The organism is Candidatus Krumholzibacteriia bacterium (genome assembly GCA_035268685.1).
Taxonomy (GTDB): Bacteria; Krumholzibacteriota; Krumholzibacteriia; order JAJRXK01; family JAJRXK01; genus JAJRXK01.
The window spans coordinates 1-12,858 of sequence record DATFKK010000056.1 but is presented as its reverse complement, the minus strand read 5'-3'; the positions used below and the strand labels follow the sequence as shown (position 1 = coordinate 12,858).

Genomic DNA, 12,858 nt, shown 5'->3' with positions numbered 1-12,858 from the left:
CTCGACGCCGCAGCCGAGGAGCTCTTCGAGTGCGCCGATCAGACCCGGGCGCGCGGGTAGCGCGAGTATCGCTTCGGGATCTGGAAGCGCATCGCCGATCCACACCCGCGTCGCATGGGACTGAGCGCAAGAGCTCCGTCGCGGGACGAGAGCGAGCGGATCGTTCACGAACGAGCCGTCGACTCCGGTCGCGCTCCGGGGGCTCGTGGTCTTCGGCCGTGTCGCGAAGCGAGGGCTCGGAGGCCGAGAACGATGCCGACGATCGATACGCAGTTGAAGGACGCCGCTCGATGCGGCTAGGCTGAAACGAAGGCCTGAGAAGCCACGTCGGGGGATTCCCACAGCAAGGAGGCCTCCATGTCCCGCGGCCGTAACGACCCTTGCCCCTGCGGCAGCGGCAAGAAGCACAAGAAGTGCTGCCTTCCTCGCGACGAATCGGCGTCGATCGCCGAGACCGGTTGGCTGCGCATGCGTCGGACCGAGGGCGAGCTGGTGGAGAAGATGATTGTGCACGTGGACCGCTACTACGGTCCCGGCGCGCTCCAGGAGGCATGGGACGAGTACTTGCTCTGGCCCGACGCGCCCGCTGCACACGACGAGTGGCCGGAGTCCGACACCTCGTTCCCACCGTGGATGCTGTTCGACTGGGAGCCCGAGCAGTGCTGGGAGAGCGAGCACGTCCAGCGCCCCGCGATTCCACCGGCCCGTCACTTCGCCCGACGCAAGGGAACGCGTCTGGACTCCTACGAGCTGCGCTTCATCGAGGCGGCGTCGGAGGAGCCGTTCACGTTCTACCTGGTGCTCGCGCCCGTTCCGGGCCGAGAGATCAAGCTCCGCGACATCTTCCGGCAGAACGAGGTGACCGTGCGCGAACGGCAGGCCTCGACGATGCTCCGTCCGGGCGACATCGTATTCACGAAGGTCGTGCGCATGGATGGCCAGGCGATCATGCTGGGCTGCGCTCCCTATCCGATTCCCTCGCGTTACTTCGACGCGATCGTCACGTTCCGCGAACGCATCGCCCGCGATCGTGATCTCGACGCCGAGGTTCTCGACGACTACCGGATCGAGCTGCGCGGACTCTATCTGGAACTGCGCGAAGACATTCTCGATCCCGCCCTCCCCACCCTGCAGAACACGGATGGGGAGCCGTTCGAGCTGACGCGAGTCGAGTACAGGTTGGAGTGTTCACCGCAGGACGCTTTCACCGCCCTGCTGCCCTTGACCCTCGAAGACGATCCCGATGCCTTCGAGGACGAGTGCGAGCGCGACCGGTCGGGTACTCTGCTCGCCGTGCGGTTCCCGTGGATCAAGGAGGGCAATGCCCAGCACTCCGAATGGACGAGCACCGTGCTGGGGCACATCGAGGTTCGTGGCGACCGGATGAGCGTGGAGGTCAACTCCCGATCTCGGTCCGAGACGATCCAGGAGGAGATCGCCACGCGGCTCGGCGAGCGAGCCGTGCTGATCGGCAACGTGATCGAGTCGGTCGAGCAGCAGCTGGCCGGAAGGGCAGTCGAAGGAAAGTCGTCCTCGCGGTCGGTGCGGAGGGGCGAGTTCGAGGAGCTGCAGAGATCTCCCGAGGTGCAGGCGATGCTGACGCACATGAACGCCGAGCACTGGCGCACGTGGCCCGACACTCCGCTGCCCGCTCTTCGCGGTGCCACACCGCGGCAGGCAGCGAAGACACCGGGGGGCCGCGAGTTGCTGGAGGTGTTGCTGCTGGACTTCAGCGCGCGCGACGACACGAGCACCGTGATGCGGCCTGACGTTGCGGCGCTGCGAAGGGAACTCGGGCTCTGAGCGGTGGTCGGGGGTCGCGGCACGGCGTACGAAGACAGCCTGACCGGTGGCACGCACGCGCCGTACGAGGAGTCCGCGCCGATCGACGTCGAGAGCGTCACGGAACGAACCGCTTCACGGGCCGACTGGGCTCGCCCGCCACGCCGCGGCTCAGTCCGCCGCCCGTGGCCGCACCCCACCCGGCCGACCGCAGTGCGGGACCACGGTCTCTCCCACCATCGAGTCCGGGCCACGATACCGACCGGCATCAGCCGCCGGTCCTACCGCCACGGCCCGCCCTCCGCGACGCTCACGAAAACATCACCCTCGAGCCGGTACAGACCCATGTATCCCCCGCACCACAGCCGACCCTCGCGATCCTCGTAGATGCACTGGATCGCACCACTGGTCAGCCCCTGCTCTTCGTGGAAGCGTACGAAGTCCCGGCCGTCGTAGCGGTACACGCCGAAGCCCTCGACGGGGAACCAGACGTTGCCCGCGCGGTCGGTGGCGAAGCTCCAGACCTCGGTTCCCTGCACGCCGCCGGTCTCGGTGACGTGGGTGAAGGTCTCACCGTCGAAGTGGCACACGCCATGGTGATGCGTGGCGAACCAGAAGTCGCCGTCGCCGTCCTCGAGGATGTCGTTGACGGAGTTGCCGCAGAGTCCGTCGTCGACGGTCAGGTGCCGAAGCGCGTCGCCGTCCTGCACGAACACGCCGCCGCCGGTCGCGAACCACATCCTGCCGTGGCTGTCCTGCAGGATTCGACGGACCAGATGCGAGCTCGCGACGCCGCGCCCGCGGTCGGGCTCGACCTCCGGCAGGTCGAAGGCTGTGAATCCCGATCCGTCGTAGCGGCTGACGCCCGCGAGCGTGCCGATCCACAGGTCGCCCCGATCGTCGAGCGCCAGGCTCCAGACGTCGTGGCCGACCAGGCCGTCGGCCTCGGCGTAGTGGGTGAAGGTCGTGCCGTCGTAGTGGGTGAGACCGCGCTCGGTGCCGAACCACAGGTCGCCGTCGTCGTCCTCGACGATGCCGCGGACGGCGACGCCGCCGAAGCCCTGGTCGACGGAGAATCTCTCGAGCCGCTCACCGTCGTAGCGGAGGACGCCGTCGCCGTTCGTGCCCATCCACAGATCTCCCCGTTGGTCCTGCAGGATGCGGCGGACGAAACGGCTGATCGGCTCTTCGACGTCGGGGGCGACGGTCACGAAGTCACGCGGCTCCTGGACGGAAGTGCCACGGGCGGGCGTGACTCCGGTGAGAAACAGGATGATGGCGAGGGCGATACGCATGGGTTCCTCTCGATGAACTCGGGGGAGCGAGTCTACTCCGAGGGCGACGCCGCGTTCCCGGGGTCCGGGAAGGTTGGAGAAGAGTTCACGTTCGGGGACGAATCGCGGTCGAGCGATTCGATGACGTTCCGGCGAGGGATCGGAGCGCTTCCCCGGCGATGCTCGTTCGACGAATGCTCCGTTCATCGGAGTTCACCGCCTCTTCCACTGTCGGCGTGACGTCCCGGAATTCGGATCGCGAGTCGTGGGCAATACCCTGATCCGAGGCACCTCGGGCGTTTCGGCCGACGTCCCCACTCAGCCCTCGGGCTGCGCATCGCGGATGCGGGCCGCGCGCGTGCGGATCGCCGCGGCTTCGTCTTCGAGGCCGTTGGCGGCGAGGGCCTCGGCGTAGACGTCGAGGTCGCGCGCGACTTCGACGTGGTCCTCGCCGAATTTCCGGGCGCGGCGTGACACGACATCGTCGAAGGCCGATCGCAACCGCTCCGTGTCGCCGGCGCCGCCGTATCCCGTGGCCAGTGACAGCAGACTCGCGACCGTGTCGTCGTGATCGGGTCCGAAGATCGCGGTGCGGATCTCGACGGCTCGTCGCAGAGCCACGATCGCCTCGTCGTGCCGGCCGAGGTCGTTCAGGGTCACGCCCTGGCTGTGCAGCACGCGTGCGACCTGCGGGTGGTCCGGCCCGAGCGCGGCTTCGGCCCGCGGCAGGACGGTCGCATACGCGTCCGCCGCGCCTTCGGTGTCGCCGCTCATCTGACGGAAGGCCGCCAGGTTCATGCGCGCGCCGATGGTTTCCATGTGCGCCGGGCCGTAGATGCGTTCGAGTTCGGGGAGCGCACGCTCGAGCATGGGCGTGGCCTCTTCCAGATTGCCCTGCTGCGCGCGGGCGGCCGCGATGTTCATCATCAGGCGGACCCGGCGTCCCGGCTCCTCGACGTTGGTCGAGTCGAGCACGGTCAGTGCGCGTTCGAGCGCGTTCTCGGCGTCGGGGAAGTCGCGTCCCCGGAAGTGGATGGCGGCCAGGTTGTTCCACGTGGACACGAGCGCGGTGTGGATCGAAGGGCCCGTTCCGCCCTGCAGGTACGCGATCAGGTCGACGAACTCCGCGCGTGCCTCCTCGGGATCTCCGATGCGTCCGACCAGTTGCGCGCGCACGTTGCGGAGCTCCACGGCTTTCTCGTCGTAGGGTCCGAAAGCGGCGGCACGCGCATCGAAGGCGGACTGCGCGATGTCGAGCGCGCCCCGGTAGTCGCCAGCGTAGAACCGTGATTGGCTCCATTGTCGGCGCGCGTCGGCCAGGCGGGCGTCGGAATCCTCGAGCACGCCTTCGAGATCGTCGACCGCCAGGCGGGCGAGCGAATCCGCGCGGGCGTACAGGCCGAGTCCCCAGTAGGCCTCGCTCATCGTGTTCAGCAGGTTGCCACGCACGAGCGGGTCGTCGTCGAGCGAGGCGCGGATCTCGTCGGCGCCGCGATCGAGGATCGCACGCGCGGTGACGAGGGTGTCGGCCGCGGCGCCGGGTTCGTTCACCCGGAACAGGTCGACGAGGAAGTCGGTGATCTCCTCGGCGGTGCGGGCGTCGCGCGAGGCACGCTCCTCGGCGTCGAGCGCGCGCACGAGCCCGAAGGCCAGGCCGGCCGCCCCCAGGACGAGGCCGAAAGCGATCACGCCGACCGTGGCCACGGCCGCCCGGTGACGACGCACGAACTTGCGCGCACGGTAGGTCCGACTCGGCGGGGCGGCCTCGACACTCTCGCCGTCGAGGTGGCGGAGCAGGTCCTCGGAGAGGTCGGCGGGCGACTGGTAGCGCCGGCCCGGTTCGGGCGCGATCGCCTTCATCACGATCCACTCGAGCTCACCGCGCAGGGCGGCTTCGAGCCCGGCGAGCGTCGTGCCCCGGTGTTCGGCCACGGTCTTCCGGCGTGGACCGAGCATCTGCAGCCGGATGGTGGGACGCGGTGCGTCCTCGTCGTACAGCGATCCCAGAGCACCCATCGACATGGCTTCGCGCACGGTGGCCGGCTCGTGGGGCAGGGCGCCAACCATCAGTTCGTACAGGATGACGCCGAGCGAGTAGACGTCCGAGCGCGTGTCGACGGTTTCGACCCTGGCGCCGGCCTGCTCCGGGCTCATGTATTCCGGGGTGCCGATGACGCTGCCGTGCACGGTCACGAGCGTCTGGTCCCCGATGCGATCGCCGAGCGCCTTGGCCACGCCGAAATCGATGACCTTCACGCGCGGCCGTCCGTCGACTTCGGTCACGAGGACGTTCGACGGCTTCACGTCACGGTGCAGGATCGTCTTCTGATGCGCGTGCTGGATGGCCGCGCACACCTGGCGGAAGAGGTCCACCCGGTCGCGTACGGAAAGGCGATGGGTGCGGGCGTAGTCCGTGATCGGCTCGCCGTCGACGTGTTCCATCACGAAGTAGGGTTGTTGACGATCAGTCGTGCCCGCGTCGTGGACGCTGGCCACGCCAGGATGGTCCATCATGGCCAGGGCCTGACGTTCGGCCTCGAAGCGAGCGACGATGTCGCGGCTGTCCATCCCCGGGCGGATCACCTTGATCGCGACGCGGCGACGGATCGGTTCGGTCTGTTCGGCCAGCCAGACCTCGCCCATGCCGCCGCGCCCGAGGGGCGAGAGGAGCCGGTACGGGCCGATGCTGCGCGGAACGTCCAGGGGCGCGACGGCGGGTTCCTCGAGGAACGTGCCCAGACCGTCGTACTCGCGGAGCAGGCTCTCGACCTCGGTCCGCAGGGCGTCGTGGCCGGCGCAGCGTTCGTCGAGCTGGCGGCGGCGGGCTTCGGGATCGAGCTGGCGGACGTCGTGGAAGATGTTCTCGGCGCGTTGGCGGAGGTCGTCCGATCCGGTCATGTCAGGGCCTCCCGGGCTCGTTCGGGGCGTCCCGCATCGCGCGCGCGAGCCAGGTGCGCGCGTAGGTCCAGTGACGATCGACCGTTCGTGGTGACAGTCCGAGTGTGCGCGCGGTCTCCTCGCGGTCGAGTCCGGCGAAGTGGCGCAACAACACCACGTCGGCCTTCACCCGGTCCTCGTCGGCCAGTGCGTCGAGCGCCGTGTCGAGGTCGAGGATGTCGTCGGACGGTGGTTGGATCCGAAGGTCCACGTCGTCGAGCTCGATGCGTTCGCGATCGCCGCCGCGCTTGAGGCTCGCCTTGCGCCGCGCCTGGTCGACGAGGATCTGACGCATGGCCTCGGCCGCGGCCGCGAAGAAGTGCCCGCGGCCGTCCCATGCCGGATCCTTCGAGGAGGACAGCCGGAGGTACGCCTCGTGGACGAGCGCGGTCGGTTGCAGGGTGTTGCCGGGTGGGACCTTGGCCATGCGCGCACGCGCCAGTCGCCGCAGGTGTTCGTACACCAGGGGCAGCAGTTCCTCGGAGGCCCGGGGCCGTCCGTCGCGGACCGACCGGATCGCGTCCTCGATCGCCGCGGGCGTGGGATCGGGCACTGTGGACACCTCGGCGCTGCCAGGGGACCACGAGCCTAGCGGATCGGTCGCGATCGGTCACGGGAACCACCTCGGTGGAGCGCTCGGGGGAAGGTCACCGGGTCATTCGGATTCCGCGTCGCGGCTTCGCCACGGTGCCGGTCCACGCGGCGCCGACATCGTCGGTTTCGGTGGCGAATTCCGTGCGCCGATTGCGAATGACCCCTCGAGAGCACATTCCGCCCCGCCTCCGAGGAGCTCCTCATGCGCGCTCGCTTCCTGCCCCTGCTCGCCTGCCTGGTCCTGCTGGCGAACGCCGGTCCGGCCGGCGCCCGTGACTTCCTGATCCGGGCGCTCGAGATTCCCGCCGGGGTCGACCCCTTCGATTCGGGGAACTGGATCGATACCGACGTCACTCCGGACGGACGTCTCCACGTCGGCTATGCACAGCAGGTCGAGAACACCCCCTATCCGTACCAGACCGTGTACGTCGGACCCGACGGTGCGGTCGTCGTCGACGAGAGCGTCGCCACGCCTTTCGGCTTCGTGAACGTCGACGCCACGCCCAGCGGTCGACTCGGCATCGGGTACCAGGCCGGCGTGACCGGTTTCCCCGGCGACCTCTTCCGCACGGCCCTGCCACCGCAGTGGGATCCCGTCCAACCGATCCTGCCGATCGTCGATGAGGCCGCCACGCACATCGCGGTCGATCGCGCCGACACCTACCAGCAGGTTGCCTACTTCGACGGGCACTACAGCGACGCCGGCTTCGCCGATCTGCGATGGGCACGCCCGGCAGTCCCCACGTACTTCTCGCAATTCGTCGACGAGGTCTACCTCAGGCACCGTCGCGGTCGGCAGATCGACATCCAGGTCGACCAGTTCGACGAGCCGCGCATCGCCTACTTCGGCAGCGATCATTCGTTGCGCTACGCGTATCGTAGCGGTTCGACCTGGATCGTCGAAGAAGTGACGGTGATGCTCGGGCAGGGCCTGGGACACGTCGACCTCGCCCTCGACGGGGCGGGCCGCCCCCACGTGAGCTTCTACCGTATCGATTCGCAGGACCTGATGTACGCGTTCCGCGACGACGACGGGACATGGTCGGTCGACCTGGCCGCTTTCAACGGGCGCGTGGGAAAGTGGAACTCGATCGCGATCGATCCCGCTGGCGTCCCCCACATCAGCGCCTACCGCGATTCGGATCGCAACGTCGTACTCGTCACGCCCGCTCCGGGAGACACCTGGAGCACCGAAGTCATCGATCCCTTCGGCGGCGTCGGAGAATCGAACTCGATCGCGATCGATGCCTACGGGGGCATCCACGTCGTCTATCGCGGCCGCGGCAATGGGCGCCCGCTCTACGCGTGGTGGATGGACTGGAACGTGAACGGCATGCACGACGCGATGGACATCGCCAATGGCCTGCTCACCGACTGCGACGGCAACGAGATCCCCGACGAGGCCGAGCTCCTCTTCGGGTTCGCCGAAGACTGCGATCAGGACGGCGTGATCGATCGCTGCCAGACCGATTGCGACGGCAACGGGATCAACGACGCGTGCCAGATCGCCGCCGATCCGTCCGCCGACTGCGACGGCAACGGGACGCTCGACACCTGTGACATCACGGCCGGCGCACTGGACTGCGACGTGAACGGAATCCTCGACCGTTGCCAGATCGCGGCCGACACCTCGCTCGACTGCGACGTGAACGGCTTGCTCGACGGATGCGAGATCGTCTCCGGGGAAGGCGACTGCAACCTCGACGGCATTCTCGACGCGTGCCAGTCCGTGTTCGTGGCCGACGCACAGGGTGTATCGATACCCTTCTTCGGGACGCGTCGGGTCGGCGATCTCGTCCTGGGCGGCGACCTGAACGGCGACGGCCGCGGCGATCTGATCCACGACGAGGGGTCGCGCATCGAGATCGTGCTGGGTCGGTCGGGCTTCGACGGGACCGACGATCTACATCTGAGCCGCAACTTCGATTCCGTCGTGGTGGGTGACGTCGATGGAGACGGGCGCGACGACCTGATCGGCGCGACCGACGGATCGAGTCTCTCCGCGGGAAGCCTGATCCTCTACCGTGGCGACACGTCCACGATCCTCGAAGACCCGATCTCGATCGACGCGCCCACGACCGACATCGAGTTCGGTCGCGGCCTGGCCCTGGCGGACGTGGACGGTGACGGATTCCAGGACGTGATCGTCGGCTCTCCCTCCGCCGAATTCGGCATCGACGATCGCGTGTACGTCTACTCGACCCATCCCTTCGACGCGGTGCCCGAGCAGGAGTGGATCCCGGACCCGGGGTCGACCTTCGCGTTCGGTCAGGTCGTCGTGAACGCGGGAGACCTCGACGGAAACGGGCTCGACGACGTGGTGGTGAGCCGCCCCAATGCCGGCGGGTCGAACAAGGGTGCGTACGTTTACCTGTCGCACGCAGGCGGTCCGTCCGAACGCGGGCCGACGCTCGTGCGGCCGAGCGACGGCGGTGGCTTCGGCGTCTCGCTCGCCCCAGCCGGGGACGTGAACGAGGACGGGTTCGACGACGTGCTGGTGGGCGATCCATACGTCGGCGGGTCCAGCCACACGACGGGAGTCGGCAGCATCTGGCTGTTCCACGGCGGCGCCGCCATGGACGGATCACCGGACGGCGACCTCGCGGCGCGCGTGCCGGAGACGGCTCTCGGCACCGCCCTTTCCACGAGCGGCGACCTCGACGGCGACGGGATCGCGGATCTCCTCGTGGGCGCCGAGCGGACGTCCGGCGGCGATCGCGGCGTCGTTCAGGTCTACCTCGGAGGCTTCGAGGCAGGAAGCGAACCCGACTTGATCGTCGGTGACGCCGAAGTCGGCGGCGGCACGGGCCGCGCCGGATCGATCGCGATCCTCGGCGACGTGAACGACGACGGCATCGGCGACTTCGCCTGGGGCGCGGTGAACGAGGGAAGCTACGGAAGGGTGCACGTGCGCTCGCTCGTCATGCCCGACTTCGCCGACTGCAACGGCAACGGCACGCGCGACGCGTGCGACATTGCGGGTGGGGCAGCCGACGACGATCTCGACGGAATCCCCGACGCCTGTCAGCAGACCGCCACGTCGGTCACCTCGTCCACGCCCCTGGTGACGCGGCTCGTCGGCGCCGTGCCCACGCCGTTCAACCCACGCACGTCGATCGTGTTCGAGTTGGCCCGTCCCGGCCCCGTCGACCTCACCGTGTTCGACGCGCGCGGACGCCAGGTCGACACGCTGGTCGGTGGTTCGATGTCGGCCGGCCGCCACGAACTCGTGTGGGACGCGCGCGATCGGGCGAGCGGCGTGTACTTCGCGGTGCTGCGCGCCGACGACGTCGTCGCCCGGACCAAGCTGGTCCTGCTGCGCTGACGTGCTTCGACGGGGAGGTCGCCCCAGGTCGCGACCTCCCCGTCCCGCTCAGCGCCCTTTCCGGATCGGCAGCAGTTCCTCGATCTCGCGCGTCCAGCCCTGCACGAGTTGCAGGGCGCGGATCTCCCCGGCGCCGGGGATCTCCTGGACGACGACGTAGCGATCGTTCGCGGCGTCGTAGTCCCAGTACAGCGCACCGCGCGGATCGAATTGCGGGTGATCGAAGGTGGTCAGGTCGATCGAGGGTCGAAGGGGCGCGACGTCTCCCGTCGTGGGGTCGAAGTCCGCACCCGCGATCTCGACGATGCGTCGTCCGGCGTAGCGGGCCACGATCATGCGGTCGCCGCTCGACGACCAGCGCACGCTCGTGCCGGGTCCGACGGGGATCTTCCGCTGCAGGTCCGGGTAGCTGCGCAGGAAGATCTCCCTCCGGCCCGTTTCTCCGGACACGTAGGCGAGCCAGCGCCCGTCCGGCGAGAGGGTCGGGTTCGCGATGCGGCGATCCTCGAGGTCGAGGGTCTCGATGGACCCGGGCGCGTCGACGTCGATGCTCTGGAAACGAGTGGAGATGTCCGCGGCCTGGTCGGTCTCGAAGCCGTGGAAGAGCAGGGTGCTCGTGCCAGGAACCCAGGATCCGGCGAAGAACTCTCCGACCTGCGACTCGAGACGCACGGGCGTGCGCACGCCGTCGCCAGGCTGCAGGCACAGGTTCAGGCTCCCCGTCGTTTCGAGTCCGAAGCCGGTGAAGACGATGGCGTCGCCGGTCGGCGTCCAGAGCGGCCGCCGCTTGGTGATCATCTCCCCCGGGGGCAGGCGCAGCCTCGTGCCGCGGCGGAGGTCGTGGATCCAGAGCTCGCGATTGCCGATGCAGACCGCGAGGCGCGACCCGTCGGGCGAGACGTCGATGTCGCTGATGAAGTCGGGCTCGAGGTCGAAGCGCTCGGCGGTGCCGCTCTCGTCGATCCAGAAGAGGCGCGCCAGGTCCTTACGAGCACCGTCGACGGATCCTGTCGTGTAGACGAGATCTCCGGACGACGAGACGGCGAACACGGACGCGCCGTTGCCTCCTTCGGTCACGTCCTCGAGCACGGGGACGTTGCCGGGGCGAAGGCTCGCGGCGACGACGTCGAATCGATGGGCGATCACCCGGCGCTCGAGGGTGGAGACGAACAGATGCCCGCTCGGGGCCCAGCGAGCGAAGGTGCCCGACACACCCAGCTCGGTGAATTCGCCCGACTCGAGGTCGATCGTTCCCACCGATCCACCCTCGAGGTCGGGCCAGCGGATGGCCAGGGCGCGTCGTCCTCCGGGGAGCATCTGGGGCCAGGCGAAGGCCTGGCGGCGCTCCGGATCGTCGGGGCCGATGCGCACGGGGCGACCGCCGTCGGCCGACACGCGCCACAGCCCGCGCGGCTGCAGGTTCACGAAGAAGATGGTCCCGTCGTCGCGCCATGTTCCGCCGAAGTAGTCGCCCAGGTCGCACACCGTCGTCGTCACGCCGGTCTCGACGTCGTACTTCTTCAGCCGTCGCGGGTCCGGCGATGCACCGGAGATCGATCCCGCCCCGAAACCGAGCCAGCGCCCGTCGGGCGAGAAGAAGGGTCCCTCGGCACCGTCGCTGTCGGGGACCTCGAGGGCCGTCTCGCTGCCGAGGTCGCGCAGGAACAGACGCTTGTGATCGTCGATCATCGCGACGAAGGCGATGCGACGTCCGTCGGGGGACAGGGCGACCGCTGGCGATGCCCAACCGGCGAGTTGGGTGTCCTGGGGCAACGCGATCGCGCTGCGAACGATCGCGTCGTCGACTTCGGTGGCTTCGATCGCCGTGCCCCGCGGGAGCAACCAACCGATCGCGAGTCCGAGGACGGCGATCAGCACCCAGGCCGGGCTCGGACGCCATCGACTCGTGATCGCCATGGGAACGTCCTCGGCGTCGTCGCCCCCGTCGAGCATCAGGCGCACGTCGGCGATGGCGTGCCATCGATCGTGCGGTTTCTTGCGCAGACACCCGACGAGCACACGGCGCACCGTGGACGGAGTCTCCGCCGGCAGCGCGTCCCAGTCCGGTTCGGCGCGGATCACGGCGGCCAGGGTCTCGCTCGGGGAGTCCTCGCCGAAGAGCCGCGTGCCCGTCAGCATCTCGAAGAGGATCACGCCCCAGGCCCAGACGTCGGTCCGCGCGTCGCACGTGTGTCCGGCCGCTTGCTCGGGGCTCATGTAGGCCGCGGTGCCGAGCAATGTGCCGGCGCGCGTGAGCGCCGCGGTGATCGTCGGTGAGAGCTGCGTATCGGCCGCTTCGTCGGCCGGCGCGGTGGCGACCGCGAGGCCGAAGTCGAGGATCTTCGCCGTACCGTCGGGCGTGACGATGACGTTGGCGGGCTTGAGGTCGCGGTGCACGATCCCGTGGCCGTGTGCCTCCTCGAGGCCCCGGGCGATCTGGCGCGCGACGTTCAGGGCCTGGTCGATCGGAAGCGGTCCGCCGCGCAGTCGGGTCGCGAGGTCGACGCCTTCGACGAGTTCCATGACGAGGAAGAGGACGTCGCCTTCGTCGTCGAAGCCGTGGATCTGCGCGACGTGCGGATGGTTGATCTGCGCGAGGACCTTCGCCTCGCGTTGGAAGCGCGCCGTCCGTTCGGGATCCCTCGCCACTTCGGCGGGAAGGAGCTTGAGCGCCACGTCGCGGTCGAGCTTCGTGTCGCGTGCGCGGTAGACCTCTCCCATGCCGCCCTTGCCGAGCAGGGCGGTGATCTCGTAGTGGGCGAGAGTCTTGCCGATCAAGAGCGGGCTCCGAGGGGACCAGGGCTCGAGACTCTACGGGCTGGGATCGGTGGGGTCAATTCGGCGCGTGCGATCAGGGCGTGTGCCGCCACTCCTTCACCGTGCGCAGGAAACTGTGCTCCTGGTACTCCTCCTTGATCACCTGGGCCATCTCCTCCGCGTCGCGGA

General features: G+C 68.7%; 6 protein-coding genes. 2 read left to right on the top strand and 4 right to left on the bottom strand.

What is annotated here, in order from left to right; all coding sequences use genetic code 11:
- The first annotated feature begins 357 nt into the window (after window positions 1-357).
- Window positions 358-1,803, top strand: a complete 1,446-nt coding sequence (locus VKA86_06035) for an SEC-C domain-containing protein (GenBank protein HKK70757.1) — start codon at window positions 358-360, stop codon at window positions 1,801-1,803.
- A gap of 260 nt (window positions 1,804-2,063) precedes the next feature.
- On the opposite strand, the gene VKA86_06030 is transcribed toward VKA86_06035, so the two are convergent.
- The 3 genes from VKA86_06030 to VKA86_06020 all read right to left on the bottom strand — a co-directional run bounded on the left by VKA86_06030 (window position 2,064) and on the right by VKA86_06020 (window position 6,546).
- On the bottom strand, window positions 2,064-3,077 hold the full coding sequence (locus VKA86_06030) for a two-component regulator propeller domain-containing protein (protein HKK70756.1): 1,014 nt from the start codon (window positions 3,075-3,077) through the stop codon (window positions 2,064-2,066).
- A gap of 297 nt (window positions 3,078-3,374) precedes the next feature.
- Window positions 3,375-5,954 (bottom strand): serine/threonine-protein kinase, encoded by a 2,580-nt coding sequence (locus VKA86_06025; GenBank protein HKK70755.1) that lies wholly within the window; start codon window positions 5,952-5,954, stop codon window positions 3,375-3,377.
- A 1-nt stretch (window position 5,955) separates the two neighbouring features.
- Window positions 5,956-6,546 carry a sigma-70 family RNA polymerase sigma factor gene (locus tag VKA86_06020; protein ID HKK70754.1) on the bottom strand — a complete coding sequence of 197 codons (591 nt, stop codon included), beginning with the start codon at window positions 6,544-6,546 and terminating at the stop codon, window positions 5,956-5,958.
- A 243-nt stretch (window positions 6,547-6,789) separates the two neighbouring features.
- Here VKA86_06020 and VKA86_06015 point away from each other — a divergent pair, with 243 nt between their 5' ends.
- Entirely contained in the window at window positions 6,790-9,912 is a 3,123-nt protein-coding gene (locus tag VKA86_06015; protein ID HKK70753.1) for an FG-GAP-like repeat-containing protein, read from the top strand.
- Window positions 9,913-9,960: 48 nt separating this feature from the next.
- On the opposite strand, the gene VKA86_06010 is transcribed toward VKA86_06015, so the two are convergent.
- The gene (locus VKA86_06010) at window positions 9,961-12,690 is read right to left on the bottom strand and encodes a protein kinase (GenBank protein HKK70752.1); all 2,730 of its coding nucleotides are present in this window, start codon (window positions 12,688-12,690) and stop codon (window positions 9,961-9,963) included.
- Window positions 12,691-12,858: the final 168 nt, after the last annotated feature.

What these genes read in the sequence shown, in the direction of transcription:
- VKA86_06035 (HKK70757.1), top strand. Translation starts at nt 358, where the DNA reads ATGTCCCGCGGCCGTAACGACCCTTGCCCCTGCGGCAGCGGCAAGAAG.
- VKA86_06030 (HKK70756.1), bottom strand. Translation starts at nt 3,077, where the DNA reads ATGCGTATCGCCCTCGCCATCATCCTGTTTCTCACCGGAGTCACGCCC.
- VKA86_06025 (HKK70755.1), bottom strand. Translation starts at nt 5,954, where the DNA reads ATGACCGGATCGGACGACCTCCGCCAACGCGCCGAGAACATCTTCCAC.
- VKA86_06015 (HKK70753.1), top strand. Translation starts at nt 6,790, where the DNA reads ATGCGCGCTCGCTTCCTGCCCCTGCTCGCCTGCCTGGTCCTGCTGGCG.